The sequence below is a fragment of the Paraburkholderia sp. RAU6.4a genome, assembly GCF_050435625.1.
Lineage (GTDB): Bacteria > Pseudomonadota > Gammaproteobacteria > Burkholderiales > Burkholderiaceae > Paraburkholderia > Paraburkholderia tuberum.
The window spans coordinates 881,671-908,592 of sequence record NZ_JBNDKQ010000001.1 but is presented as its reverse complement, the minus strand read 5'-3'; the positions used below and the strand labels follow the sequence as shown (position 1 = coordinate 908,592).

Sequence of the window (26,922 nt, the reverse complement as noted above, 5' to 3'; positions counted from 1 at the left end):
CGGGCGGTGACTCTCTCCGCCCAGGCACCCTACCGGCACTGCAACACGACAACGCCGCCAATCCCCTGGCCATTCGGCAATGTGGCCGAGTAACCGACGGCAACCAGCGGCTGCGTCGCATCATGCCCCACGACAACCGACTGAACGGACAACTGCCCGGTCGTCGAGACACCATTCAACGGCGACTGCGAGTTCGTCAGCGCATATTGGGTATTCGCCAGATTGATCGACAGGTTCAGATTGTTGAGCGTGCGTGTGCCGAGATCGAGCGTGGCCGAAGCCGTTCCGAGCGTACCGCCTGCGCTGCCGTCATTGGTGGCCACCGCGTCTGCGATCAATTGGGTACACGCGAGCGTGCCGCTCGTCGCGGACAACGACAGCGGCGTGCCGACTGCATAGTGAACGCCCTGCTGGCTCGCATAGGTATTGCCGTCCGTGTCCATGGCCTGATTCCACCGGCCAATCGCCACATCGCTACCAACACTCTGGATCTCGCTCACCGCCCCATGGGCGAGCCCAAGACAGTCGGTCGCCGCAGCCGATGATGCAAGCGTGGTAAACGCACCGCCTGTCTGCTGAACCTGGCTCGATGCGGGCGCGTTAGGCGCAGTCATGTTTCTGTTCTTCGAATTTGCCACCGGCAAACTCGGCACAACCACCACAGCCAGTTGGCCGTTGTTCGCCACGACCTGCGAGGCCGAACCCGAATAGGTAAAGTTGCCGTCCGGCCGGCACGCCGTTTGGGTTGAAGCTTGCGGCGTCGAGGCACCGCTGGGAGCAGAAGCCGCAACTGGTGACGAAGCCGCTGACGCCGCTCCGGCTGTGGCGGCATTCAGGCCACTCCCGTTACTGCCACCACATGCCGCCAGCAGCACGGTGACCCCCATCAAAACCACCAGCAATCTGTTGTTTCTCATCATCGTTATTCCTTTCATTGTCAATGAACTGCTTGTCAGAACTGCGCTGTTAGCTGGAACCCGAGCGTTACGCTCGGTGCAGGAAAGCCGGACGGCGCATAGATAGGCGTCCCTGCGAATACGTCATAGCTGTACGTACCGAGACGCGACGGCACAGAACCCTTCAGGCCGATGGCCGCGCCTGCGAGCTGGGTACCGGCGAGATTCGCGGCAGACGCCCCCCACAGGTGGCCGTAGTCGAGGCCCGCATAGAGAACCTGCCCCGTCTGCCCGAGCGGATACTGGAGTTCGTTGCGCCAGTAGAAACCTTTTTCCGCCGCGAGCATCGTCTGCCCGCTGAAACCGCGCACCGTATAGCGGCTGCCGATAGTCAGGTCGTCGATATAGTTCAGCTCGTCGTTCGTGAACTGCCCGTGTACCGTACCGACATATCGAAACGCCTGACCGGCTACTGCAAACGGGACTGAGAGATTCGCGTCGAGCGTCGCCATGTGGAAGCGGTACGTCGGGCCACCCGGCGTATCGGGCTGGGCACCCAGCCCGCCTATACCCTGCCGGTACGCGAGCGTGCCGTCGAACTGCGCCGCGCCGAAGTAATGCCGGTTGGTCAGCCCCGCCTCGATGAACGTGTTGTCGCGGTGCTGCAGAGCTATTTCGGCATCCTCGATAAAGCTCGCGCCGAACCGCTTGATAAGCTGGAACTCAACGCCCGACACATCGTTCTGGCTGCGGTGGACAACCCGCTCAAGTTTGAAGCCCGCCGTCTGCGCGTTGCCGCTTGCCACGAAAATCTGGCTAGCCTGTGCAACCTGCTGGTAGTACGTATTCGTATAGCCGTAGAGCGTGCCGGTCCAGTAACCCCATGGTACCGAGTAGGAGGCGTTCCAGCCGTGCGTGCCGAGGTCGTGATTGCCGAACTGGAGATCCTGGTTGAAGCCGCCCGAGAAGACGTCATTCAGGCCGAGCAGGTTGTACAGGCCGAGCGATACGTTGCCGATATAGCGGCCCGTCTCAGCCGTGCCCGAGTTGTCTGCCGAGACGACGAGCGACCATGGCTTTGAGCGCTTGACTGTCACGACGACGTCGCTCTCGCCGGGCGACGTACCGGGAACAATCTGCATGGTCGCGTCCTGGTTCGGTACGCGCTTCATCTGTTCGAGACCCTGCTCAAGGTCGCGCAACTGAAGCGTGTCGCCGTCGTGCGCGGGAAACGCGGATTTCAGCGTACCGCGCGTATTGGCATCGGCAAATTTCAGGTTGCGGATAACGCCCGGTATGAGGGCGAGCCTGAGCGTCCCCTTTGAAAGGTCCTGCGCCGGCAGGAGGACGCGCGTCGTAATATAGCCATGGCTGAGGATGACGCCTTGTAGGCCCTTCGTCAGCAGGTCGAGGCCCTGTTTGCCGACGCATTGCCCCTCGTAGTGCCGCAGCCAGTCATGCAGGAATGCGAACGGGTCCATCGGTAGTGCGGACGCGCCCTTTGCGCGGTCGACCTCGGGCAACGTATCCGGTACCTCTACCGCGAACGAGTCGATACGGAAACACGGCGTCTCGACGGGCAGTACGGGCCATTCCCCCGGCGCGGGAGCCGCCGAGCGCACAACCGGCGCGGCGACGGTTGCCGCGCGCTGCTGCGCGTCGCGCTGCTGCTGGATCTGCTGGTTCTGTTCGGCGTTCGTGCGGGCCGCCGCCGCTAAGTCGGGCGGGGTTTGCGCGTTCGACGCGAGCGTAACCAAGGCTGTGAGCGGCAAGGCCGCGAGCCTCCTTTTGTTTTTCATGTGGATTACTTTCGTTAGCAAGTGCGCTGCTGGTCAGCCGATACTGTGCGTTACTACGGTCTGTTTTTCATGTAATGGATGGTCGCAAAGACGCAAAACACAGCGGCAAGTAACGAGCCATTCACCACTACAAATTTAATATCTCCCCATCCCCATTGATACTGCCCGCCATGTACCCAAATGACGATAAAAATTGCCCATAGTTTCACTGCGACGATTCCAACAAAGCATAAAATTATTAATTTCAAATAAACCAATAATAGGTTCGACATATTCTATTTTCCTGCCTACTTTTTGGCTTGGTTGATCGCGGCAGTACCCGCCTCTGCGCCTGCTGCACCGGCCACGCCCGCGCCAATAGTCGGCAGATTGTTCGGGATAAACCAGTTTTTTGCAGGCAATGAGTTTTGAGCGCCGAGACCGACGCCATAGCCGATGGCCGCCGCACCGGCATTTACTAGTAAACCGGTAAGTGTTCACGAAAATCTGATTTGAAAATCTGAGCCGAATCCGTCGAGCAGTTTTTTGACCTCGGCATCGATGGTTTCCTTGGTCCAGGTGACGAAGCGGCGCGAGTGATACTTGGCGTGCTTCCAGAGGATTTCGATGAGATTCAGTTCGGGGCTGTAGGGCGGCAGATAGAACAGCACCATGCGATGTTCGAGAAACCATCGGTCGATTGTTTCCTGATCGATGTTGTGATGGATCGAGGCGTTGTCGAGCACCACTAGCGTCGTCAGACCGGGCGTGCTTTCCCGCGCGATCTGCTCAAGGAATTGCACGACATCGGGGCGTTTGATCGTGGTCTTGCTGGTGTGATACGTCAGCAGGTTGGCGCCGAAATCCAGTGCACCAGGGACGGAGCGTTTGCAGTGCGGTTGCGGGAACACACGATGCGGTTCGCCGATGGGCGAGCAGCCGCGCTGCACCGGGGGCGAAGCACTGAACCCGGATTGATCGAAATAGAACAGCTGGCACGCACCGTCGAGTGCGGCCTGCTGTAGCTTCGCGAGGGTGGAGGCCTTCACGGCGAACTCCTCGGGGTTACGCTTTTTTTGAGCGAATAGCGACCACGCTTGTAGGAAAACCCCGCTCGTTTGAGCGCAGTCGACAAGGTATCCAGGCGGCAGGGAAACGGCACACCATGAGCTTCTTCAACGCGCTGCGCAATCTGTCTGAGAGTCATCAATTCGGCGCTGGCCACCTCGATGGCGGTGGCGATTATGGCTTCAGACGACGAACGGGGACGTCCGCCTTTATGACCGACCAGCAGCCCACATATGCCGGATTCCCGCCACGCGTGCGCCCAGTTGTAGACCGACTGCCAGCTCACGCTGAGCTGCGCAGCCACTTCAGTCAGTTTGATCTTGCGGCCGAGCATCATCACGCCCGCGGCCCGGGTGCGCATGTCGCGATGCTGGTGGTCCAACGACATCTGTTGCAAGGTCTTTTCCTCGGCTTCGCTCCGCTCTACAACACACTTCATCTGGACTCCGGCGCAATGGGTTCGCCGAAGTTAACAAAATTCAAACGCGTTTACCAGCAACACTTACCTTTAACGCTATTACTGAAGCCAGAACGGCTTACCCTCTAGGGTATCGTATTCCGCAAGCGGCTTTTTCTTATCGCGCGCGAAACCAGCCAAATCGGAAATTACCACTCTGACCGGCTTGTACATATTGAAGGCATTAAAAAAAGACTTAGCGGAATCGCATACGTCGATGAACCCATCGAAATACCTGCTAAATACATCAGCCAGTGTCGCCTGGTCGGGATTCAGCCGAGTTCTTTCCGGGTTTTGCAGCATCACAGCATCCCACTCGATAGACGTTTGCGCAGGCAATTGTGCAAAAAGTTCACGCGCCTTCGCCATCAACGTCAAGGCAAGGCCCCAACTCATCTTGCCTAAGATAGCGTCGATAAAGGCGATCCGTTAGCAAACTCCAATCTTGCGCGGGATCGCTTTCCTCGGCATATCGTTCTAAGCAACTAAAGAACAATACGACGTCAGAAGCCGGACCCAATTCGCAAATTGTATGACCACCATGGAAACCGATCTTTCTCATTGCGTCTTAAATTGAATATTGGAAGGGTCAATAATACCGTTCGATTTTTGAACAATGCCTTGGACAATCGACGTACGTTGATCCGGGGTCATCGTTTGTCCGCGCACATCAATGACGACCTGCTGTTCCATTCCGTCCGGTAAGTTCGCCGCGCGCTGAATTGCTTGGTTAGCAACATTGTTAATCAAGCCGCTCGAATTCGTCGCGACATTATAGTTCTTGACCTCGAAGCTGGCGCTTCCATCTGCCGCAACATAGTCTGGCCGAACACTACCCGACGTACCATAGGGTACTTGCTGACCGTCCTTATAACTCACCTGCGGATCAGCACCTGAACCAAGGTCCGAACCAACATCAATTTCCGACTGACGCGCCGAAGGCCGGCTATTGCCGCCGTCAGACAAGAGAGCATTATCGGGCAGCGAGTTAGCAGTCCCCGGTACCGCCTGACCAGCCGCATTTACAAGCACACCTCCAGTACTCGGAGTCGGTGGCTTGCCGCCGCCCGTACCCACAATAGCATTCAGGCCGTTCGCGACGCCCTGGGCCGCCAGGTCAGTAGGCGATTGGGACATCGTGGCCTGCGCGCCTGACTTGACCATTCCGATGAACTGGTCAATCAACGTCCCAACCGAAAGCGAATTGAAGTCAGGCGGACTGCCGAGCGCTTGCGCGACGATGCCTTTCACTCGCGCGTCCTGTGCCGACGACTCCGTGTCCTTCGCCTGGTTATACAGGTTGACGCTCGACGCCATCGAAGCGCCTGCGCTGCCCCCAATCAGGCCGCCCGCCAGACCTGAGAGTATGTTGCCGCTAATGTTGCCGATTAGAGATGAACCGGTCGCGTCGGTTACGGCGTCTGCCGCCGCTTTCGTCTGGTCCGCGAGCTTTGAAGAAATCGCCGCGCCTGCAGCGCCGCCCACCGCGCCGAACGCGCCGCCGCCAAGCCCACCGATCAGCGCCCCGCCTGCGGCCTGGAGTTCAGCACGCGAATCGCCGCCTTCTCGCCAGTCAGAGTAGTCGGCCAGCGCTGCTGCCAATGCCTGCGGATCGTTGCTGTTGGCCGCCGCTTCGACCGCATTAGCCGCAGCGTCGCGCTTCGCGTCGGCATACGCACCGATGCCCTGCGAAACCACCTGGCCCGCCGCCTGCGCGGCCTGCATCGTGTCGGCCTGCTGGTTGAGGATATTGTTCACGTCCGGCGTCGCCGACACCATACCGTTGGTATTGGTCGTGTCGCGGCTCAGGTTCGCCACGTCCTGCGTCTGCGCGGTCTGGTTGGTGATGTTGATCGTGCCCGCGCTGATCGCGCTGCGCGTGGTCGCGCTCTGGTCGCCGTTGTCGTTCTGCGAAATCATCGGCGATACGCCACCCGTACCGCTCACCGAGCCAAGGCCGAGAGCCTTGCCGGTATTACCAACGCCCACACCCGCACTGATGCCATTGCTTGACGCGCTGTAATGCGACTGGTTCTGGATATCGCTATAGGTCAGCGTACCGGTGGTCAGGCTATTTTGCGACGGATCGGCGGTACTCGAAATCACCGCACCGGTCAGGTTCGTGTTGCCCTTGACGTTGACATCGAAGCCACCGTTGCCTGCCTGAATCCCGGCCTGTTCGTTAACCTGGGCGTAGTTGCTGTCGGCATGGCCGTTCTGCGCGGTAATGCTCGCGCTGCCGCCCGTTTCGCTGATGCTGAAGCCACCGCCCGCGCTGCTCTGGTGCGCGGTGCTCACCGTCGTATCCTGTACGCTCTGGATATTCAGGTTACCGCCGACGCTCGCCGTCACCTGGCCACCATTGACCTGCGAGCCGATGATGTTGGTGTCGCCGCCCGAGATCACGGTAACGCTGTTCGCGCCGCTTACGTTCGAGGCGTTCTGGATCGCTGCGCTGCTGTTGCCGTCGCCGTGCGCGTTCGACATTGCTGCCGACACGCCGAAACCGTTCGTGCCAAGCGACACACCTACGCTCGCGCTACTGGAACTGTTCGAGCTTTGCGTTACATCAGTGTTCGTCGTGTTGACGATATTGACCTGGTTCTTCGCCGCGAGCACGACATCGTTCGCGCTCACGTTCGAACCGGCGATTGTCAGGTTGCCGCTGCCAGCCGTGCCGTTGCCGGTTGCCACGAAAGCGGCAGTGCCGCCCGCCTGAACGTTCGAGCCGAGCTGGGTCGTCTGGTCTTCGGATGACTGGCTCTGACTGTGGCTGGAACCAACGCTGACCTGCACGCCGATGCTCGGCGCGTTCGGCCCGGTTGCGCCGCTCATCACGCCCGCAGCCCCCATGCCCACCAGTGCCGCATCGCCGCCCGCTGCAATCGCATGCAGCGCCTCGGCGCGGCCGTTGCTGTTGCCGCTCGCAAGCGCCTGGCCCTGCGAGTACGCGCCGTTGATCGCATCGCCGACGCTGCCCGAGAGGCCAATAGTCACGCCGCTGCTGCTGGTCTGCTGGGTCTGGCTCGTGTGGCTGGTATCGGTCGCGGAGTCGATAATGACGTTCGCCGCCGTGCCCGTAATGTTCTGCGCCGCGACGAGGTCGCTGCCGGTGACATGCAGGGTATTGCCCGCCTGGATCGAGAGGCTGCCGTTCAGCGAGCCGACCACGCTCCCGTTGTTCGTCACGCTCGATTCCTGGTCAGTCGTCGCGAGCTTGCTGCTACCGACCGTCACGCTCAGGCCGCTCGTCCCCAGGCCCGAATGCTGCTCCTGATAGCTGCCGGAGGACTGCATGGTGTCCTGCGTCGTGGTGATGGTTACGTCATGCGCGGCACTCAGCGCCACGTCATTCGAGCCGACAATCGTGCTACCCGCCACGTTGATATCGTGACCGCTGCTGATGGACACGCCGTCCGCCGAAATCGTGCTGCCGAGCGACTGCGTGGTGGTCGTGTCGCGCGAGCTTGCGACCTCCTTGCCGCTTACCACGCTGCTATGGCTATGCTGCCCCTGCGAATTGTCGACATAGGTCGCGGTGGCCGCGCCGATATTGACGTTATTCGCTGCTGCGAGCGTGGCCGTCCCCTGGTCGAGGTTGACCGTGCTGCCGGTAATGTTGATGTCATTGCCCGATACGACTGTCAGGGAATTGCCAGAATTGAGCGTCGTCCCGGTCAGCGTATCGCCGGACCTGTGCTGCGAGTCCGAATTGCTGCCGTGACTGTCGCGGACCGAGCTGCTGCTGTCGACGGTCGAGGTTGCTTTCGCCGCCTGGAGCGTCACGTCGCCGTTCACCGCGATCGTCCCGCCGCCGCCGAGACTGATATTCGCGCCCGTCGCGGTCAGGTTGCCGCCCACGCCGATCTGCGAGACGCCGCCCACGTTGACGGAACTGCCGGCCGTCTGGTTGAGGTTGGTATCCGACACACCATTCGCGCCCGCGACCACCTTGTGCTCGCCGGTCTGCACCGAGCCAAGATCGTAGTTGCCGCCCACGGCCATGCCGAGGTTGCCACCCACGTTCAGGTTGCCCCCGTTCTGCTCGAAGTTGCCGCCCGTCACGATGGCCGCGTTACCCGCCACGTTCAGGTTCGCGATGGGCCCAAGCGTCGTCGTGGTCCGTGTCGCGCCCGTCGCGCTGACCTGGTTGACGGTATTCGCCGCGGTATTGAGGATCAGGTCGCCGCCCGCGTTCAGCGCGAGGCTCCCGGCGTTCACGGTGGCCGAGGTCAGGTCGACATTGCCCGTCGTCGCCAGCGACATGAGGCCGCCGCTTTGCAACGTACCGAACGCATTGTTGATCTGCTGGCCCTGAATCGAGAGCGTATTGCCCGCCTGCACCGTACCGCTGTTATTGAAGGTCTGCGCGTTCTGCAGATCGATGTCGGTCGCCGCGATAAGCGGCCCGTTCATGTTCTGCTGGCTGGCCTGCGCGAGATAGACGACCGGGACCAGCACGGATTGCCCGTCTACCACCTCGGTCTGCATGATGACCACGTTGCTGGTCAGTGCCGCGACCTGCTCGGGCGAGAGGGCCATGCCGAGCGGCAGGCCAAGGGACCCGGCGAGCGAGGCACCCGCTGCGAGCAGCGCTTCATACATCGACTGCGTATCGGTGTACGGGCCGAGTACGGCCTTGCCGGTCAGCGAGGTGATCTCGTTCTGTACGAGCTGCTGCTCGTAGAGGCCGTCGCTGAGGCGCTTTTCCACGCTCTGCGGGTTCAGGCCGAGCTGCTGGAGGTAGTAGTCGCTCGACAGGAACGTTTTCGCGTTCGTGAAGGCCGGGTTCGACTCGATCAGGTACGGCGCGTTCGGTGCCGTAGCCGGCCTGAACAGGCCACCCTGCGGGATCGTCAGGTTGCTCAGGACGTTCACCGCCGTCGCGCTCGCGATGACGGGATTAACGAGCCCCGAGCCACCGTTGACCGAAGCCGCTCCGCCTTTCGTACCGCCTGCGCTACCGCTGACGCCGCCAACGGTCACCCCGCCGAGCGACTGGCCGGGGACAAGACCAAGCGAAGGAACGCCCGCATTGCCCGCCGTATTGTCGATATTGACGCCCGTACCGGAAAGCGTCCCCCCCGCGACGAAGCTCGACTCGTAGCTCGGGAGCGCGTAAGAGCGGATATCGGCGGGTGCCGCCTGGTAGCCGCCCGGATTGGAACCGACAAACGGCGCATCGCCGAACGGTAACGTCCAGTCCCCAATGCTATGGTCGTAGTTCGTGTAGTGATAGTAGCCCGAGTAGGTGACCTGTACCTCGGGCGCCATCTGCCCCTGCCAGCTATTCTGGTCGAGCGTGACGGGCGCGGCAATATTGCCGACCGCCGCGACCGCGCTCCAGTCGTTCTGGAACAGACCCACTTTCGACGCGTCCAGGTTACCGCCCGCAATGATCTGCGCCTGCGGGCTGATCGACGCAATCAGGTTTGCCATCGCCACGCCCGTATAGGTCGTGTACTGGTAGCCGCTATTCCACTGGCCGCCTTGCGGCGGCACGGTGTACACACCGCCGATCATGGTCAGGAAAGCAGGGTTATCCGGGGTGGCCCAGCCGACATACGGATTACCTGCGGAGCAGGCGGCCATGTTGATCGCAGTACACCCGGACAGGCTGATGCCGAGCTGTGCCAGCAGCGACGGATCAACCGGCTGGTTCAGGCCGGTCGTGGTCATCGTCGTCCGCGTATTCGTGACCTGACTGGCGTCGAGCGTCATGTCGCCCGCCGACTGGATCAGCGCCGACTGGTTGCGGATCAGGTTCGCGTTCGTATAGTTGCCGTTCGCATCCTTGCCGCCCGCCAGCACGACGTTACCGAGACCGTAAATCGCGGTCGTCGCCTGCGTATCGGTCATCGTGGTGTCGTCGCGGTTCTCGATATCGGGCGCGAGCAGTTCGAGCAGGCCGTTACTGTCCGTCGCACCGATCAGCGCGGTTGGTCCGACATTCGTGATCGATTGCGCTGCGTTGAGCGAGACGCTGCCGCCGACAATCGCCCCCGTATTCTCCAGCGTGTTCGAGTGCGTGGTGAGCGTGCCGCCGGCCATCATGACGCCGCTGTTTTCGATATCGCCCGCGTTGATACCGAGGTTGTTGACCGCCGCCAGCGTTGCGCCGTTGTTAAACGTACCGGGAAGGGTAAAGGTCAGGTCGTGACCGGCACTGAATTGCAGATCCGGGGTAGGCGCGAAGTCGCCCTGAACGTTCACCGCCACATCGTTGGCGGCGCTGTATGCGCCGCCGCCCGTCAGTGCCGCTGCGTTCAGCGTCAGGTCGTGCGTCGCGCCGATCTGCCCGTTCGTGTTCGTAATCGCGCCGGTCGTCGTGATGGCAACGTCGCCGGTCGAACCCGCGAAGCTGCCGATCTCACCGCCGCTGTTGTCGACGGTATCCGCTTGAACCGCCACGCTCGCGCCGCTCAGTTGCCCGCCCTGCGTGTTCGAGAGCGATGACGTATTGACGGCCACGTTACCGTTGCCCGTCATGACGCCGCCGCTATTGATGGTCTGGCTGCCGCCCTGTACGGTCGTATTTCCCGTACCGAGGTTGCTCACGAGACCATCTGTATTGTCGACGGACGCGGCCTGAACGCCGAGCGTGCTCGCATCGCTGGTGCCACCCCCGGCGCCCGTACCTGACTGGATCTGTCCGTTCGTATTCGTCAGCGCGCCGCCGCTCGCGAGCGACAGGGACGCGAGCGAGCGTATCGCCCCTTGCGTATTGTTGATATCGCCCGCGACGTTTGCCGCGATATTGCCCTGCGCGGCGAGTACGCCGCTCGCGTTGTCCAGGCTCCCGGCCTGCGCCACGATCTGCCCGGCAGTGATGATTTTCCCGCCTACGTTTGACAGGGAGCCCGAACCGTTGCCCGGCGCAATCGTCAGGGTCCCCGTTCCGGCGGCGAGGATCGTACCGCCGTCGTTGTCGAGCGTAGCGGGGGCAAGCGTCAGGTCCGTGCTGTTCGTCTGGAGCGTGCCGCCGTTCGAGTTGTCGAGCGTGTTGCTGACATTGATACCCATCGGCGACGTGCCATACTGCGTGATCGTGCCGCCGTGGTTCCGCAGGTTCGTGGCCGTCAGCGCGAGCTGGTTCGCCTCGATATCGCCGCCGCTATTGTCGAGCGTGGAGCCGATTGCGAGCGCCAGATCCGGCGCGGCGATCGAGCCGCCGTTATTGGTTAGCGACCCGCTATGGATTGTTTCGTTCGAGGCCGCACCGATCTCGCCGCCATTATTGGTCAGCGTACCGCTCGCGAGGCTCAGGTCGGCATTCGAGAGCAGCTTGCCGTTCGTGTTGTCGAGAGCGCTTCCGACCGTTGCCGTGAGGCCGGTCTGGCCGAGTACCCGACCCGCCGCATTGTCGAACGCACCGGCCTGGGCGACGACCTGTCCGTTGCTCTGGATGGTACCGGCCGCGTTCGAGATCGACCCCGCGCCGTTGCCCGCATCAAGCATCAGCGTGCCGGTACCCGCGTGCGTAATCGTTCCGCCGTCGTTGTCGAGCGTGGCGGGTGCAAGCGTCAGGTCCGTACTGTTGGTCTGGAGCGTGCCGCCCGCCGAATTGTCGAGCGTGCCCGAGACGGCGAGGTTCATCGGCCCGCTACCCGTCTGCGTAATCGTTCCCGCGTGATTGACGAGGTTGGTCGCGTTGAGCGATACCTGCGCGGCCTGGGTCGTTCCCGAGCTGTTGTCGAGCGTTGTAGCGCTCTCCGTCACCGTCTGGCCTGCCGTAATCGAGCCGCCGCTGTTGGTCAGATGCGAACCGGCACTAACCGTCGTATTGCCCGAGGCGCCGAGCGAGCCGCTGCTATTGTCGACCGATTGTCCGGTAACCTGGAGGTTCGTTTGCGCCGAAACCACGCCATGGTTGGCAATGCTCCCGCCTTGCAGCGTAACGGCGCCATTGCCGCCGATGACGCCGCCCTGTGCGCCGGTTGCGGTCGTGCCTGCCGCGTTCACCAGCTGGTCCGTCGTCGTGACCGACAGGCCGTCGCCGTTCAGTGACGTAATGCGGCCTGCGGTATTGTCGAGCGACGCCCCGGCTACCGACAAACCGGCGGCGCTCTGCATCGTCCCCTGGTTGTTCGCGATGGCGCCGCCGCTTACCTGCATCGCGCCCTGCGAGACAATCGAGCCGCCCTGGTTTGCGAGCTGGCCGGACGCCTGCGCGACGAGCGGCCCCTGTGCCGAAATCTCGCCGCCCTGGTTCGACAGGTTGGCCGCGTTGAGCGTCACGCCGGTCCCACCCGTGAGCGAGCCGTTGTCGTTGTCAAGCGTACCCGCTGCGCTCGCCACGACCGAGCCGCCTGCGCTCGTCGTCGCGCCCGCGAGGCTCAGGTCGCCTGCGTTTGCCGTCAGCGATACATTACCGTTCGCCGCCGTCTCGCTACCCGCGAGATTGACGCCGCTACCCGAGAGAGACGCATTGCCACCCGCCACGTTCTCGCCGGTCGCATTGAGCTGCCCGGTCGTCGAAACATTGAGGTCGCCCGAGCTACCGACCGAGCCATCGTTGTTGACGCCTGCGCCGAGGGTGCCGGTTGAATCGACGGACGCGGCATGGACCGTTGTATTCTGTTGCGCCGCAAGCGTACCGCTATTGGTCAGCGCACCCGCCGTCGAGAGGGTAGTATTCTGCTGCGCGTAGACAGTACCGCTGTTCGCGACGCTTGCCGCGTTGATACCCACGTTGCCGCTCGCGGTCATCCTGCCCGACTGGACAAGCTGGCCCGAAGTCGTCAGCGTGAGGTCGCCAGCCTGCGCGGCAATCGTACCGGCGTTCGCGACCCCGACACCATTCTCGTTGCCCACCAGAGTGATACGGTTGGCGTACATACCGCCGAGCTGCGAGACGTCGATGGAGACGGCGGGTGCGGGTCCGCTGCCCGCGATGGGCGTCGGCGTCAGGCTCGCATAGTCGATATTGTTCGAGCCGGTCGTAACGTTCAGCGCATTGGCATAGATCGCCGCATTAGCCTGCACGGCGCGCGCCAATAAATCCACCTCATCGATGTTCGAGCCGTTCAGTCCTGCGCCCTGAACGGTAATCGTGCCCCCCGTCACGCTAAAGCCGGTGAGGTTGCCGCTACCGTCGATCAGCGGATTGCCGGTCGTTAGAATCCCTCTGGACGTATTGATGAAGCCGCCGCCGTCAATGACCAGGCCCGAGGAATTGGCGATCACGACAGCCGCGGTTTTCTGGCCCGCGACTTCGACATATCCTCTCAGTTGTGAGGGGTTGTTGCTGTTCACCTGATTGACGATAATCCTCGCGGCGTCGTTCGGCCCGAAATTCGGATTACCGGAGATCTGGCCTGCGAGTTGAGTGTTCGTATTAACGGGCGAATTGTTGAGAATCACGCCGTTTTTTTGTACATCGAACTGCGAATACGTATTCACGGATACGCCCGCATTCGACGGTCTGTTCACGTTCACTTGAGGCAGACCATTTGCCGTGCCGATGACACCGGGTGCATGTGCGCCCGACGGTACGATCTGCGCGTCTGCGAGAACGGGAGCCAGTCCGAAGATTGCCAGTGCAGCAAAGGCCGCGTGACGCATGGCGAAAAGCGTAGTCGGTCGATGCGCGGACGACGGCCCGGTTTCTCCGTGACTTGTGCCATGTCCGATTGCGGTTTCTGCGACCGCGACGAGCATCCCCCGGAGCTTGCTGAACACAAGCCGGTAACAGTGGTTATTCATTGCTTGTACCCGTAATGCTGAACGAAGCCCCGCGCAACGCGAGACGTTTTCCAATCGTTCTACGACGACGCCAGGCCATGACGGCAGATCGGGCGCCGCTTCGAGATTCGCCTTGAGCGTGCGGGTGACGAGACTATCAGACTGATTTCGAAATCACCATGAGATAACTCTGAATGTTATGCTGATCTGACAATCCTTGATAATTTCGGTCGCTCCGCTTAATGCGCGCTTGATTATTTCCGGACGTCCCCATTGTCAAGAATCCTCAGTATTTGAGGTAAATCAGGATCGGGGCGGCGCATCGTTGCGTCGCGTAAAAATGACTATGCCTGCGATGAAGGCCACGAGCAGCAACGTTACGACTGCTGAACCGGCGACGAAGATCGCGGGAATCTCGTCCATGCGCCTGCCTCCCGATTCTCTATCGCGCGGCATTCATGCAAGACATGGCGCCGCATCCCCGGAGCCGGTATTCACGACAGCCGCTCCGGGTGCGATGAGACAAGCGACGAGCGCAGCATCGCCGCCCGCGTTGCGCCAGTATCGAGGTTGCCGATCGCCAGTATCGAGGTTGCCGATCGCCAGTTCATGCTCGAGCCGCGTCAGGCCGACCCGCGCATACTCGATCCTTGCGCGCAGCTCCTCGGCGCAAAGGTCTGGGCTCTTGCCGCACTCAAGCCAGGCAACCATCTCGAATAAGCATGGCGGCGGGCGTGTGTCCATCATCGTCTATCGGTATTAAGCGCCGTTTGAAGTCGTATTGAACATCGCGCTTGCGTTCGCGGCGTATGCACGGCACGGCGACCTTGTCGACGACGCGCGCAACCAGCCTGACTCGCCCGGTACGCCCGGTCCTAACGCCTAATGTTTGAGCGCTGCGGGCGAGAAATCGTCATCGGGCACGATGACAACGTCTCCGCGAATCTGCCAGTCGACACCGGGACCGCATCGCAGGAGGTATAACGCGGTCGCGTTCTCGTTAACCGGCAAACCTTTACGATACCCAAGGTCGTCCACGATCATGACGTGTAGGCCGTCGAGCATTACGGTATCGCAGCACTCGCAGTCGGGGCCGATAAGCGCCTCAATCTGCGCCATCGTTCGCGGCCCTTCAAGCGCCTGCGTAGTGCCGTCGGCACGCAGTACGCGCCGCGTCGGATAGGCGAGCTTCATTTGAGAGCCTCGTCCCCGGATTCTCCGAGCAGCATCCTCGATAGTGCAAGGCGTAGATCCTGCTCTGCCGAGAATTCGATAAGGCCGCCATCGAGGACTGGCGCGAAGCGGACAAACTGGCACGCCTCGTCAATAACAACCTGATCCCACCGGCCCTCGCTATCGCGCTATATAACGCGCTGATACGGATGATCGGGTACGAACTGGCCTGCCTCGACGAGGTCCGCGAGTACGGCCTCGATATCATTCGTAACGCTCTTGTGTCCTTCCTCGTCCAGATCGGTAATCGCGATGAGGTTGAACGTTCGGGTCAAATAGCTGGAGCGCATGGTCCGTCGCTATAAAAACGGGGCGTCGCTCGATTATAGGTAGCCACGGTAATCGTGGCGAAAGCAGGCGTTTCGGCCCCGGATTACCCCGAGAGAGGAGTAGCCCGCGCACATCGCGCCGGGGATACCTGGAGCCCCAACCGGCGGGGCTTTGAGGGCAATTTCAGCCTTGCCCGAAAGGAAGTACATAGAGATACAGCTTGCAAATTCGCCGTCGAAGGCATTACGGAAGCGCTCCACGCGGAGTTGAAGCCACTCGGCATTCACGCGACCGTCGTTGAGCCCGGCTATTTCCGTACCGATTTCCTCGATGCGTCGTCGCTCGTCGTCGGCAAGGAGGTCATCGACGACTACGACGAGACGTCGGGCAATGTGCGTCGATTCGCTGAAGGAATGAATCACAATCAGCCGGGCGACCCGCAGAAGCTTGCGAAGGCCCTCGTCACGCTTGTCGATGTACCGAGACCGCCACTGCGTCTGCCGCTCGGAGCCGACACGCTGAAGGCGATAGCTGAAAAGAACGCCTATGTGGCTACGGAAACTGAAACGTGGAAGGCACTGTCGGCGTCAACCGATTTCTCAGACTGAGTTCTCTCGAGATGACGAACGTGTAGCGCGGTTGCGCTGCTGAGTAGTGCCCATTTCTATCTCAATCCCGCCTGGATAAGGGGAGTCTGTGATGTCCATAAACGCTGAAGTGCGCCCGCCCATCCCACCGTTCACCCTTGAATCCGCAATCGAGAAGGTTCGACTTGCAGAAGACGCTGGCAATTGGTTCCGCTCCTACGGAAACGAGAACTGGGAGTCTGGACCTGATGGTCTGACGCACCACCGGTATGCCTGTATCAACGACATGCCGATCAAGGCAAGCGATCACAAGTTCCATTCGCCGCTGGGTCGCCGCCCCGACGATCACCCAGGTCTGAGCGAGCTGGGTCTTTGAAAAATTGCGCTGAGCACCGTCGTTGGTCGATACGATGAGCGAGATCAGGACGAGTTCCACCAGAATCGCGGATATCACCGGGATCATCGAAGGGATCGCCTTCCAGACCAAAATTCGCGCGCGCCGCGCAAAGCCTTGTCCCGCCCGGCTCTGAGCAAACGCGCACTTTCTGACCCACTAGTTAACCCCGCAACGCGATCATCACGCGCCGGACTGGACGGGGCCGCGCAGGAATGAATTCGGCCTGATCGCCGCTCATCGACCCTGTTAGTTTTTGCGTTGACAGTGCCGCCATAGCCTCATGATCACCACATAGGCAAGCGTCGCCACAAGCAGATCAGCCAGCAGCATGACCGGGATGTATAAATCATCCGGGTCGCGAATGCCAAGCCGATTTGCAGCGTGTAACCACGCAAGCGCCTGCCTTTCCGGCATCGGTATAGGGTATGTGTGGACGTAGGGCACGGAAAGGCAGAACAGGCCGACAAATAGCGCCACCTTGAACAGCCTACGGACAAGTGTTGCCATACGTGATGACCTCAATTGTTCCGTAGGCGCGAAGCCCCGAATTGCCGGCAGGAATGGTCATGGTGTGCAGCAGCGCGTTACGGATTCTCAGAAAATCCGTGCGGCTCGGAAGCGTAATACAGCCGAGTGAAATACCTTCGCCACCTGCCGGATGCAACCGGAATTGTCCGCGCTTGACACCATCAATCCATGTCACGTCGTCAATGAGGCCATCATCCCGATACAGTGCGAACCATTCGCGATGATGTACCGCACTCCCAATCGCTGAATTAACTGTGTCCTTTATCGAAGCCCAAGCTTGAGACCCGATACCGCCAGTGGGCCGGTCTACGATCCAGTATTTTCCGGCAGGGATCGGACCGTTACTTGGCACAGCCGTGCAGCCACCGCGATTGCGGTATTGATCGTTTCCAGAATACGCGTCGAACGTGCCGACACCGAAAATTGTGAGCGGTGAAAACTGCTCGTTGTTCACCAAAAACTTACCCTGATAGGCCATTGTCACGCCCCCTTATCCGCGCTCATTCCACGAATCGGTGTATTTGATATTGCCATCAAGGTAATGCCACGTGATGCGGTCGTACATCATGGAGACCGCTTCAACGTGATTGAGTGCGGATGCCTGCGCCAGCCTGGTATTAGCCATGCCGGGGTTGATGCCACACACTTTCACACCTTCGATCGTCATCATGAAATAGACTTCCTCTTTGCCTGCATCGTTGATGCGATACCACTTGATCTCGGCGGACTGCAGCGTTTGCCCCTTCGCCACGGCCTTGTAAAGATAAGGCGTCGCCGCATCGAACTCCTTTTCGAACGCAATCGGCGAGTGCGCACGCGCGCCGGTGATCTTGCCGTTAGCCGCATCAACCGGCAGATTCACGCCGTGGCTGAAGCCGATAATTTCAATACTTCCCTCGCGATCCTGAACGGTTGACGAGCCTTTGATGTCTGCGCCGCCATCATCTTTCAGCCACATATGGGCAGGAATTGGCATCTTGAATTTTTCCTTGAATGGTCAAATGAGCGCTGCATGGTTACGACCTCATTTTTAATAAGGTATGCACTACGAACGGACAATCTTTTACCCAGATACGCAAGCATTTGCAACGGGGATGCTATGCACTATCAATACTTTGACGTGATTTAACAAACATCGGAAGTGTGACTGCGATCTGATCGAGCGCAGCGCGCAGGCAAAAAAAGACCCGCGCGATGCGGGTCGGGTGGATGTCCTGCGATCCATTGATTGACCTCGCTTTCACGCCAGCGCACCGCCGCCACGCCGACCGTGATGGGTTTGGGGAACTTGCCTTGCGCGATCTTCAGATAGATCGTCGATCCGGTCAGGCCGATACGCTGCTCGACCTCCGCGCGGCGTAGCAGGGCGCTCATTCATGCGCTGTGTGACCTCTTATCGCCGCGAGCCACCGGAAGGGTTGCCAGACCACGGCGATGCCCGCGCCACGAAAGAGTATGGCTTGGCCGAGCTCGACGAAATGCGTGGTGGGCGCGGCGAGCATGACGTTCTGCACGAACTGCGGCATGCTGCGCGCGAGCGTGGCCATGAAAATGCCCATCGAAGTGGTGGCGAACAGGTGCAGCGCCGCGCCAGCGAGAAAGAGCGCGACCGATCCTTCAATCGGTACGTGCAGCGCGCCGCGCCCGATGAAGGTGAGCGAGAGCGCCGCCGCGGCGACGGCCGGCTCGTCCGACACGCGTGTGGCCGCGACGCAGCCGACCTATCGGAAGCATGTGAGTGAAAACCAATGCGCTCAATGAGTTGAGCGAGTCATGAGCCTGTTGTCCACAGGCTTGTGCCCAGCTTCTGTGGGTATCTTGAGTGGTTTATCGAAACGCCTGCAGAGAAGGTCGAACGGGGCGTGAGGACATCGTTTCCGTCTCCTCAAAGTCACGCCGGCGGGGCCGTTCACGGAACTCGGGGCGGGCAGCCGCTAGCTCGGGCGGCTGCCGTTACGACAGAAGCGATCTGGATAACAGGCTCAGAAAAAACACGCAGCTTTAACCGCTGATAATGCCCAAAACGGAAGTTATCTGGTTAAATTCCCGGAAGCCAGTCGAGTTCGTCCACATATACCGTCGATGCTCGCGCGCGGCAATCTACCCGCTGTCCAATATAGGGATCGTCAAGACACATGGAGAATCTTCTCGTCGAAATCAGTCCGGGCAGATGGGCCTTCCTGCTGGATATGCTCACCGCGTTCTCGATTCATCTGGGCGCCGCTGCGGGCATACTGGTGATCGGATGGTGGGTCGCGCGCCGCGCTTCGATGTCGCTGAGCCGGCTCCTTGCGCGTCAGTCACGCATGGACGCCACGCTGCGACCGATCCTCTGCGACATCGGCCTGTGGGGCATTCGCATTGTCGCGATCGTCGGTGCGCTGTCGCAGTTAGGCATCCAGACGGCCAGCATCATTGCCGTGCTTGGCGCAGCCGGTCTTGCGGTCGGTCTCGCGCTGCAAGGCACGATGCAGAACATCGCGGCCGGCATCATGCTGCTGGTGTTGCGGCCGTTCAAGGTCGGCGACTATATCGAGGGCGGAGCCGGCAGTGTCGCGGGCACGGTCGACGAAGTCAATCTGTTCACGACGCGTCTCACCAAACCCGACGGCATCTGCGAATACGTGCCGAACAGCGCGTTGTGGAGCAATTCGATCCGCAACTTCAGCCGTAATCCGATGCGCCGGCTCGATCTCGAAGTGGAGATCTCGATCGGTGACGATGTGGATCGCGCGCTTGAGGCGCTGCGCACGCTCGCCGCCGCCGACCCGCGTGCGCTCCGCGATCCCGCGCCGCAGGTGATGGTCATCCGCTTCGACGACAGCACGGCGGTGCTGAATATCCGCGTCTGGTCGAACACGGACATGTTCTGGACCATGCGCTGGGAACTCGCACGCCGGGTGCGTCAAACACTGACCGACGCGCAATGTTCGCTGCCGTTGCGCACCCGTGAACTGCACATCGTGCCGAGCGCGACGGCCGCGTCGGCATCCGGCGCAGCCGCCGGTCAGGCAGGGTCATCCGCGATCAGAAAACCGGAGCAGGGGGTGTAGCCCCCGGTTCTTCGATCCCGCGGCATAGCGATCGCAGTTGTTCTGCGTTCCTTGCCGCGACAAAGCCCTGCATGCAATGTCGTTCATCGTCTTTCCGATTCGCTCGCGACGAGCGGCGGTAGCGGGCAGTCGAGCGTGTCGCAAACGGCGCGGAGCAGCTCCGCTCCACGGACGGTGACCTGCTGGTCCGCCAGGATGCACGCCGCGCAGGCGGCGACGATCCGGCGCTTGATTGCCGGAACGGATTGATTGAGCGTTCGCAGGGCCGCATCGAGCTCGATGAGGGAACGTTTCTCGCGGGGCGGCAAGCGGTGGGTGTGGTCGCCGCCGATGTAGCCGCGCATGCCGGTATCGAAAGCTCGGGCGGCCCGGTCGGGTTCCGGCCGGCCTTCCCAGGCCAACAGCGCTAACAGCGTCGCCACCGGCTGCGCCAGTTTTTGCGGCGAGCTGTGCAAGGGACGCGTCTGACGCTGCGGCAGGAACTGGGCGTCGAGATGGCGATGCAGCACGCAGCGGAGCGTGTACTCGAGCAGGCTCAGCCGCTGGTCGGCGATCATGAGCAACTCGACCTGCGCGCGGAAAGCCTGGTGCTGGCGGTGCGACATCTGCCGCAGGGCTGGCAGCGCCAGATCCAGGAGGGGCAGCCGATGCGTGTCCGGCAGCGCCTGGACTGGGGCGACCAGCCGCAAGGTTTCGGCAAAGTCCCGCGGTTCGGCGCCGGCCTTCAGCTGGGCCAACTGAAGTTCCCGCAGGTCCTCCAGCGGGTCCAGAAGAAGGGCGCAGACTACGGCGCGAGCACTGAACGGCTCCTCGGCGGCAACCCGGAGCGCGTCGGGCATACCGTCGTGCAGTGCCTGGGCGTAGCTCATCACTTCCGGATGGACGCGGCCGACCCGAGACGCCGCTTCCTCGGCGAAGCCCAATACCGGCACCGGCACCTGCGGCAGCCCCGGTAACGTGGGAACCCCGGCGAACGGCGGGACGCGGCTGGGGCGGGTGCCCTCGAGTTGTTCCCGATCGACATCGACCGGTCGCACTTCCGGGAACTGGCCGTCGAACGGGGGATTGAGCCGGCGGATGCGCTCGACGAGGGGCGGGTGGGTGGCCAGCAGTCCGGCGAGCCCCTCGCCGGCGAAAGCGTTGGCGAAAAACATGTGACCAGCCTCGGCGGCCCGGGGGGTGTCGATGCGCGACCCCTCGGCCAGCCCGCCGATCTTCTTGAGCGCCCCGCCAATCCCGTCGGGGTTGCGCGTGAATTGGACGGCGCTAGCGTCGGCCAGGTACTCGCGCTGCCGGGACACCGCTGCCATGATCAGCCGACCGAAGAACGCTCCCACCAGTCCCAGCACAAACACGCCCAGGCCCAGTAGCACCATGCCGCCGCGGGAATCCTGTCTTCCCGACGAGCGTGCGCGGGAAGCGAACATGAGGCTGCGGCCGATGATCGACAACGCCATGATCCCAAAGATCAGGCCGATCAGCCGGATGTTGAGCCGCATGTCGCCGTTGAGGATATGGCTGAACTCGTGCGCCACCACGCCCTGCAGCTCGTCACGGGTCAAGTAGTCGAGGCAGCCCTGGGAGACGGCGACCACAGCATCGCCCGGGGCGTAGCCGGCCGCGAAGGCATTGATGCCGGTCTCCGGCAGAACATATACGGGGGGCACCGGCACTCCCGCAGCGAGGGCCATCTCCTCGACGACGTTGAGCAGCCGCTTCTGCCGCGCGTCGGTGGTCGTGCCGGGCACCTCCTTACCGCCCAACATCAAGGCGACGGCCTGCCCGCCAGAAGCGAGCTGGGACACCTTGAGCGCGCTGGCACCGCCGACCAGGATGCCCACCGCCGGCGCCGCGAGCAGGAGCATGTCAGGTTGCCACCAAGACACGGGCTCGTGAGCGCCATACATGCTGAGCGCCACCAACAGACCGTACACGAGGGCGATCAGAATCAGGATCGCGAGGACGAAATAGACCACCAGCTGGAAGGTCTTGCGCCGTGCCGAATCCTGCTGCTGAAAGAAATTGGTGGCCATGGTCGGCGCGGTTTTGAGAGCGTGAAGCGCACGGAGCCGTGGCGGTTCCGGTTACCGGAACGACACCTTGGGCGCTGCGCGCTCGGCCTCTGTGGTTTCGAGCAGTGACGCTTCCTTGAAACCAAACATGCCGGCCACCATGACGGCTGGGAAGACTTCGCGCTGGTTGTTGTAGTCGGTGGCGGCGTCGTTGAAGGCTTGCCTCGCGAAGCCGATCTTGTTCTCGGTCGAGCTCAGTTCCTCCTGCAGGGCGAGCATGTTCTGGTTGGCCTTGAGGTCCGGGTACGCTTCGGATAGCGCAAAGAGCCGGCCCAGAATGCCGCCGAGCTGGGCCTCGGCCTCGTTAAACCCCCTGATGGCCGCCGGGTCGCTGGGGTTGGCGGCGACTTTCTGCTCGGCTGCCATCGCGCTGTTGCGGGCCTTGATGACGGCGTCGAGCGTCTCCCTTTCGTGACCCATGTAGCCCTTGACCGCTTCGACTAAGTTCGGAATCAGCTCGTAGCGGCGTTTGAGCTGCACGTCGATTTGGGCGAAGGCGTTCGCGAAGCGGTTCCGGGCGACCACTAGCCCGTTGTAGATGCCCATGAGGCGGAGCGCGAGCAGTAGCCCGACGCCCAGCAGCACGAGCAGGGTGACGACGACGGGACTCATTGGCCGTGACCTCCGACGAGAGGACTGCTGGTTTGGACCATCGCGCGACTATGGAAACAGGATAAGTGAAATGACATTTAATTCAATCAATTCGTCAAACTGTTATAAGACAAAGGGTGCGAATTAAGCGTGCTCCATCAATTGCCGGGTACTGGAGTAAAGAGGGCGCAGTCCGCGTGTGTGCGACGTTTTTTCGAAGACGCTTTTCCACGATGGCGATCTGTGCGGAGAGCGTCGTAATGACCGCGACGTTCGCGCGGACCTCGGGTGCAACGTCGTCGGCGAGATGCAGCTGGTCGACAGGACGCGATCGACGAGCGGCAACTCGTGCTGCCGTTTAAAACCGCCGTTGGAAGTGGTGACGCGTATTACCTCACCAGACCGGAAGATTCCGACCAAGCGGCGCAGGTGCAGGAACTCCGCACCTGCCTGGAAAGCAGGCTGCCAAAACTCACCTGGCCGGGTATCCAGTTCAAGACACTGAGCTAGCGCCTAAGCCTTCGGTCGACTCATTGAGACGATCAGGAAAGGGCGAACTTCGTTACGCAGATCGGGAGCCTCCCGAGAGGTAGCTCGCCAGCAATGCAGAGCAGCGCTCGCGCAGGAAGGCATTCAACGCGCTGATCGTCGGTGTCAGTTGCGCACGGTGAGCACAAATCAAGTGCAGCGGCGAAGGCTCGCAATACGCCGGCGGAAACAACTCCACCAGTCGACCTGCCTTCAGATCGTCGATGAGGTCCAGTCGCGACTTGTAGACAAGGCCTTCCCCGGCTATCGCCCAGCGACGAACTGCATCGGCATCGTCGCTGATGCGATTACCCGTGACTGCCACTGTGCGTTCGCCGCCAGGCGGGGTAAAGCGCCAGATCCGAGACCCTGACCTGGTGGATACCCTGAATCGGCGACATTTTCAGAAATTGCGCTTGCGCCAAAATTCGACTTCCCGCATCTTGTCTAGACAAGACGAAACCGCGATTGGCGCGCTACCGTAATGAAGTTTTCGGCAATCCAAGGAGTGTGGACATGCAGGCGAAGTGCAGATGGTTGGTCAAGAGTTTGATCGGTGCCGCGTTTGGAGCGGCGGCGCTTGTGGGCAACACCGCCGAAGCGAAGGACTGGACGACAGTGACGATCGCCCTCGAAGGCGGCTACGCGCCCTGGAACATGACGCTGCCGGGCGGCAAGCTGGGCGGCTTCGAACCCGAACTCGCCGCTAACCTGTGCGCGCGGGCGCAACTCAAGTGCAATCTCGTGGCGCAGGACTGGGACGGCATGATTCCCGGCTTGCAAGCCGGAAAGTTCGATGTTCTGATGGATGCGATCTCGATCACGCCAGAGCGCGAGAAGATCATTGCCTTCTCGAAGCCGTATGCGTCCACGCCGGCGACCTTCGCGGTCACCGACACGAAGATCCTGCCGAAGGCAACCGGCAACCCGGCGCCGCTGAAGCTCGACACCGACGCCAAGTCGAACGCGCCCGCCGTCCAGGCGCTGCGCACGGCGCTCAAGGGCAAGACCATCGGCATTCAGTCGGGCACGGTCTATACGCGCTTCATCAACGAGAACTTCAAGGATGTCGCGTCGATCCGCGTCTACAAGACCTCGCCGGAACGCGATCTCGATCTGTCCAATGGCCGCATCGACGCGTCGTTCGACGATGTGACGTACTACGCCGCAAATGCCGACAAGAAGGAAGCGGTGCCGACGGTGACGGCCGGCCCGAAGATCGGCGGCCTGATCTGGGGGCCGGGCGAAGGCCTCGCGTTCCGCAAGCAGGACGCGGACCTGAAGGCGAAGTTCGACGCGGCGATAACGTCGGCGATTACCGACGGGACCGTGAAGAAGCTTTCGGAGAAGTGGTTCAAGACCGACGTGACGCCCTGAGCGTCGCTCACAACGTGACCGCGCACTTCGGCCTGATCCGGCTCGAAAGGCTGATGCCGCGCGGCTTGTTTCGCAGGCTTGGTTGAGGTGGCGTGATGGCTCTTTTCGAAATGCTCGGCTTCGGGACCGATGGCTGGGGCGGCCTGCTCCTGCTCGGTGCGTTCATGACGGTGGTGCTGACGCTTGCGGCGCTCGCGATCGGCGCGGTATTCGGCGCGCTCGTCGCAGCGGCAAAGCTCTCGCGTTTTCGCACGGCGCGCGTGATCGGCGACTTCTACACGACCGTCTTCCGCGGCGTGCCGGAACTGCTTGTCATCTATCTGTTCTACTTTGGCGGCTCGACGCTGGTGTCCTCGATCGGGCAGTGGTTCGGTGCCGACGGCTTCATCGGCGTGCCGCCGTTCGTGATTGGCGCGTTCGCGGTGGGCATGATTTCCGGCGCGTATCAGACGGAGGTCTATCGCGCCGCCGTGCTAGCTGTCTCGCGCGGCGAACTCGAAGCTGCGCGCGCGATCGGCATGCCGACGCTCACCATGGCGCGCCGCATCCTGATTCCCCAGGTGCTGCGATTCGCACTGCCGGGTATCGGCAATGTGTGGCAGTTGAGCCTCAAGGACTCGGCGCTGATCTCGGTCACCGGTCTCGTGGAATTGCTGCGTGCCAGCCAGGTCGCGGCGGGATCGACACACCAGTACTTCCTGTTCTTCGTCGTTGGCGGAGCGCTCTATCTCGCGATGACGGGCGTTTCGAACCGTGTGTTCGGCCGGGCGGAGACGATCGTCGGCCGCTCCTTCAAGCGCAACTTCGCGCGCAACTGACGCAAGGGCGGCCTCATCATGCATATCGATTTCGATTTTCTTCTCGACACGACGCGCCAGCTCGTTGCCGCCGTGCCGACCACGCTGAGCCTCTTTTTCACCTCGCTCGTGCTCGGCGGCCTGCTTTCGCTCGTGATCGTCACGATGCGCGTCTCGCCGCACTGGCTGCCTAACCACTTCGCGCGCGCCTATATTCTCGTGTTCCGCGGCTCGCCGCTGCTGATCCAGATGTTTCTCGTCTACTACGGGCTCGGACAGTTCGGCGTGATCCGCGAAAGCTTCCTGTGGCCCGTGCTGCGCGAGCCCTACGTGTGCGCCGTGCTCTCGCTCGCGCTGTGCACGGCGGGCTACACCGCCGAGATCATCCGCGGCGGCCTGATGGCCGTGCCGGTCGGGCAGATCGAGGCAGGTCATGCAATCGGCCTGTCGGGCTTCGCGCTGCTGCGCCGCGTGATCGGCCCCATCGCGTTGCGGCAGTGCCTGCCCGCCTATTCGACTGAAGCCGTGCTGCTCGTCAAGTCGACGGCGCTCGCAAGCCTTGTCACCGTCTGGGAAGTGACAGGTGTCGCGCAACAGATCATTCAGCAGACCTATCGCACGACGGAGGTGTTCACGTGCGCTGCGCTGATCTATCTATGCCTGAATTTCCTCGTGGTGCGCCTCATCGGCCTCGTCGAGCGGCGCCTCTCGCGCCATCTGCGCGCCGCGCCCACCGTCGTGCGCCGCCCCGCCACGCAACTCGAAACCCGCCGCGTCGCGTCTTGATCGGCCCATCTTTCCGGAGAATCGTATGAACGCAGTCGCACCGGTCGCCGCCCTGTCCGTGAGGAACATCCACAAGTCGTTCGGCGATCATCACGTGCTCAAGGGCATTTCGCTCGACGCCCACGAAGGCGACGTGATTTCGATCCTGGGTGCGAGCGGCTCGGGCAAGAGCACGTTCCTGCGCTGCCTGAACCTACTTGAGATGCCCGACGACGGCACCGTCGCGCTTGCCGGCGAAGCGCTGAAGATGAAGCGCCGCCGTGACGGCAAGCTGCAACCGGGCGACCGCCGCCAGGTGGACCGCGTGCGCTCGCAACTCGGCATGGTGTTCCAGAACTTCAACCTGTGGTCGCACATGACGGTGCTGCAGAACCTGATCGAAGGCCCGATGCGCGTGCAAAAGCGCAGCCGCGCCGAAGCGGTCGAGGAAGCCGAGGCACTGCTCGCGAAGGTCGGCCTCGCCGACAAGCGCGGCCACTATCCCGCACATCTCTCGGGCGGCCAGCAGCAGCGCGTGGCAATCGCGCGCGCACTCGCGATGCATCCGAAGGTGATGCTGTTCGACGAGCCAACTTCGGCGCTCGATCCCGAACTCGTGGGCGAAGTGCTGCGCGTCATGCGCACGCTTGCCGACGAGGGCCGCACGATGCTCGTCGTCACGCACGAGATGGGCTTCGCGAAACACGTTTCCAATCGCGTGATGTTCCTGGATCAGGGCCAGGTCGATTCGGACGGCACGCCCGCGGAGGTATTCGGCGAACTGAAGTCGGAGCGCTTCCGCCAGTTCGTGTCGAGCCATCAGGACCGCAACGCACATTGA

Annotated in this window: 23 protein-coding genes and 2 pseudogenes; 8 read left to right on the top strand and 17 right to left on the bottom strand. The window is 61.8% G+C overall.

Translation table 11 applies throughout. The features are described 5' to 3' along the window. Positions 1-29 precede the first annotated feature (29 nt). From OKW40_RS04150 to OKW40_RS04110, 9 genes are all read right to left on the bottom strand, one after another. Entirely contained in the window at positions 30-917 is an 888-nt protein-coding gene (locus OKW40_RS04150) for a hypothetical protein (RefSeq protein WP_429488488.1), read from the bottom strand. 35 nt (positions 918-952) lie between these two features. Next, positions 953-2,695 carry a ShlB/FhaC/HecB family hemolysin secretion/activation protein gene (locus OKW40_RS04145; protein WP_429488342.1) on the bottom strand — a complete coding sequence of 581 codons (1,743 nt, stop codon included), beginning with the start codon at positions 2,693-2,695 and terminating at the stop codon, positions 953-955. 476 nt (positions 2,696-3,171) lie between these two features. Next, on the bottom strand, positions 3,172-3,723 hold the full coding sequence (locus tag OKW40_RS04140) for an IS630 family transposase (protein ID WP_429488340.1): 552 nt from the start codon (positions 3,721-3,723) through the stop codon (positions 3,172-3,174). Further along, positions 3,720-4,181: a helix-turn-helix domain-containing protein gene (locus tag OKW40_RS04135; RefSeq protein WP_429488338.1), complete on the bottom strand. Its 462-nt coding sequence runs from the start codon at positions 4,179-4,181 to the stop codon at positions 3,720-3,722. Before OKW40_RS04135 ends, OKW40_RS04140 begins: the two co-directional genes overlap by 4 nt. A gap of 78 nt (positions 4,182-4,259) precedes the next feature. Then, a complete protein-coding gene (locus tag OKW40_RS04130) occupies positions 4,260-4,595 on the bottom strand; it encodes a hypothetical protein (RefSeq protein WP_429488336.1) in 336 nt (111 codons plus the stop codon). A 162-nt stretch (positions 4,596-4,757) separates the two neighbouring features. Next, complete coding sequence (locus OKW40_RS04125) at positions 4,758-13,904, bottom strand: hemagglutinin repeat-containing protein (protein ID WP_429488334.1); 9,147 nt, start codon at positions 13,902-13,904, stop codon at positions 4,758-4,760. 435 nt (positions 13,905-14,339) lie between these two features. Beyond that, positions 14,340-14,627 (bottom strand): hypothetical protein, encoded by a 288-nt coding sequence (locus OKW40_RS04120; RefSeq protein WP_429488332.1) that lies wholly within the window; start codon positions 14,625-14,627, stop codon positions 14,340-14,342. A 138-nt stretch (positions 14,628-14,765) separates the two neighbouring features. Then, entirely contained in the window at positions 14,766-15,077 is a 312-nt protein-coding gene (locus OKW40_RS04115) for a hypothetical protein (protein WP_184068153.1), read from the bottom strand. A gap of 167 nt (positions 15,078-15,244) precedes the next feature. Further along, the gene (locus OKW40_RS04110) at positions 15,245-15,406 is read right to left on the bottom strand and encodes a hypothetical protein (protein WP_429488331.1); all 162 of its coding nucleotides are present in this window, start codon (positions 15,404-15,406) and stop codon (positions 15,245-15,247) included. Between the two features lie 204 nt (positions 15,407-15,610). Here OKW40_RS04110 and OKW40_RS04105 point away from each other — a divergent pair. Continuing rightward, a pseudogene (locus tag OKW40_RS04105) lies at positions 15,611-15,994 on the top strand (short-chain dehydrogenase/reductase); the annotation flags it as partial. A 91-nt stretch (positions 15,995-16,085) separates the two neighbouring features. Next, entirely contained in the window at positions 16,086-16,349 is a 264-nt protein-coding gene (locus OKW40_RS04100) for a DUF1348 family protein (protein WP_429488329.1), read from the top strand. Positions 16,350-16,616: 267 nt separating this feature from the next. Here OKW40_RS04100 and OKW40_RS04095 read toward each other — a convergent pair whose 3' ends face one another. The 5 genes and pseudogenes from OKW40_RS04095 to OKW40_RS04075 all read right to left on the bottom strand — a co-directional run. Beyond that, positions 16,617-16,877 carry a hypothetical protein gene (locus OKW40_RS04095; protein ID WP_429488327.1) on the bottom strand — a complete coding sequence of 87 codons (261 nt, stop codon included), beginning with the start codon at positions 16,875-16,877 and terminating at the stop codon, positions 16,617-16,619. Further along, the gene (locus tag OKW40_RS04090; RefSeq protein WP_187613507.1) at positions 16,858-17,376 is read right to left on the bottom strand and encodes a DUF2778 domain-containing protein; all 519 of its coding nucleotides are present in this window, start codon (positions 17,374-17,376) and stop codon (positions 16,858-16,860) included. The genes OKW40_RS04095 and OKW40_RS04090 overlap by 20 nt, the downstream gene beginning before the upstream one ends. A gap of 12 nt (positions 17,377-17,388) precedes the next feature. Beyond that, positions 17,389-17,874, bottom strand: coding sequence for an Hcp family type VI secretion system effector (locus OKW40_RS04085; protein ID WP_090811148.1), 486 nt, complete (start codon positions 17,872-17,874; stop codon positions 17,389-17,391). Positions 17,875-18,023: 149 nt separating this feature from the next. Then, the gene (locus OKW40_RS04080; protein ID WP_429488325.1) at positions 18,024-18,272 is read right to left on the bottom strand and encodes a helix-turn-helix transcriptional regulator; all 249 of its coding nucleotides are present in this window, start codon (positions 18,270-18,272) and stop codon (positions 18,024-18,026) included. Further along, positions 18,269-18,571: pseudogene (locus OKW40_RS04075) on the bottom strand (hypothetical protein); the annotation flags it as partial. The gene OKW40_RS04080 and the pseudogene OKW40_RS04075, both read right to left, overlap by 4 nt. A 462-nt stretch (positions 18,572-19,033) precedes the next feature. Between OKW40_RS04075 and OKW40_RS04070 the strand changes: the two are divergent. Continuing rightward, positions 19,034-19,951 (top strand): mechanosensitive ion channel family protein, encoded by a 918-nt coding sequence (locus OKW40_RS04070; protein WP_429488323.1) that lies wholly within the window; start codon positions 19,034-19,036, stop codon positions 19,949-19,951. A gap of 83 nt (positions 19,952-20,034) precedes the next feature. Here the strand turns inward: OKW40_RS04070 and OKW40_RS04065 are convergent, their stop codons facing one another. Together OKW40_RS04065 and OKW40_RS04060 are read right to left on the bottom strand one after the other, a co-directional pair. Then, positions 20,035-21,984: a M48 family metallopeptidase gene (locus OKW40_RS04065; RefSeq protein ID WP_429488321.1), complete on the bottom strand. Its 1,950-nt coding sequence runs from the start codon at positions 21,982-21,984 to the stop codon at positions 20,035-20,037. 51 nt (positions 21,985-22,035) lie between these two features. Beyond that, on the bottom strand, positions 22,036-22,635 hold the full coding sequence (locus OKW40_RS04060) for a LemA family protein (protein WP_184058641.1): 600 nt from the start codon (positions 22,633-22,635) through the stop codon (positions 22,036-22,038). A gap of 327 nt (positions 22,636-22,962) precedes the next feature. On the opposite strand from OKW40_RS04060, the gene OKW40_RS04055 reads away from it, so the two are divergent. Then, complete coding sequence (locus OKW40_RS04055; RefSeq protein WP_176078954.1) at positions 22,963-23,124, top strand: hypothetical protein; 162 nt, start codon at positions 22,963-22,965, stop codon at positions 23,122-23,124. A 52-nt stretch (positions 23,125-23,176) separates the two neighbouring features. Here OKW40_RS04055 and OKW40_RS04050 read toward each other — a convergent pair whose 3' ends face one another. Continuing rightward, positions 23,177-23,503, bottom strand: a complete 327-nt coding sequence (locus tag OKW40_RS04050; protein ID WP_429488486.1) for a LysR substrate-binding domain-containing protein — start codon at positions 23,501-23,503, stop codon at positions 23,177-23,179. A gap of 155 nt (positions 23,504-23,658) precedes the next feature. Here OKW40_RS04050 and OKW40_RS04045 point away from each other — a divergent pair, with 155 nt between their 5' ends. The 4 genes from OKW40_RS04045 (at position 23,659) to OKW40_RS04030 (ending at position 26,922) form a co-directional block, all read left to right on the top strand. Next, the gene (locus tag OKW40_RS04045; protein WP_184058643.1) at positions 23,659-24,519 is read left to right on the top strand and encodes a transporter substrate-binding domain-containing protein; all 861 of its coding nucleotides are present in this window, start codon (positions 23,659-23,661) and stop codon (positions 24,517-24,519) included. A gap of 95 nt (positions 24,520-24,614) precedes the next feature. Continuing rightward, the gene (locus OKW40_RS04040) at positions 24,615-25,337 is read left to right on the top strand and encodes an ABC transporter permease (RefSeq protein ID WP_018422333.1); all 723 of its coding nucleotides are present in this window, start codon (positions 24,615-24,617) and stop codon (positions 25,335-25,337) included. 18 nt (positions 25,338-25,355) lie between these two features. Further along, positions 25,356-26,102, top strand: a complete 747-nt coding sequence (locus OKW40_RS04035; RefSeq protein WP_429488318.1) for an ABC transporter permease — start codon at positions 25,356-25,358, stop codon at positions 26,100-26,102. Positions 26,103-26,127: 25 nt separating this feature from the next. Beyond that, on the top strand, positions 26,128-26,922 hold the full coding sequence (locus OKW40_RS04030) for an ABC transporter ATP-binding protein (protein WP_184058645.1): 795 nt from the start codon (positions 26,128-26,130) through the stop codon (positions 26,920-26,922).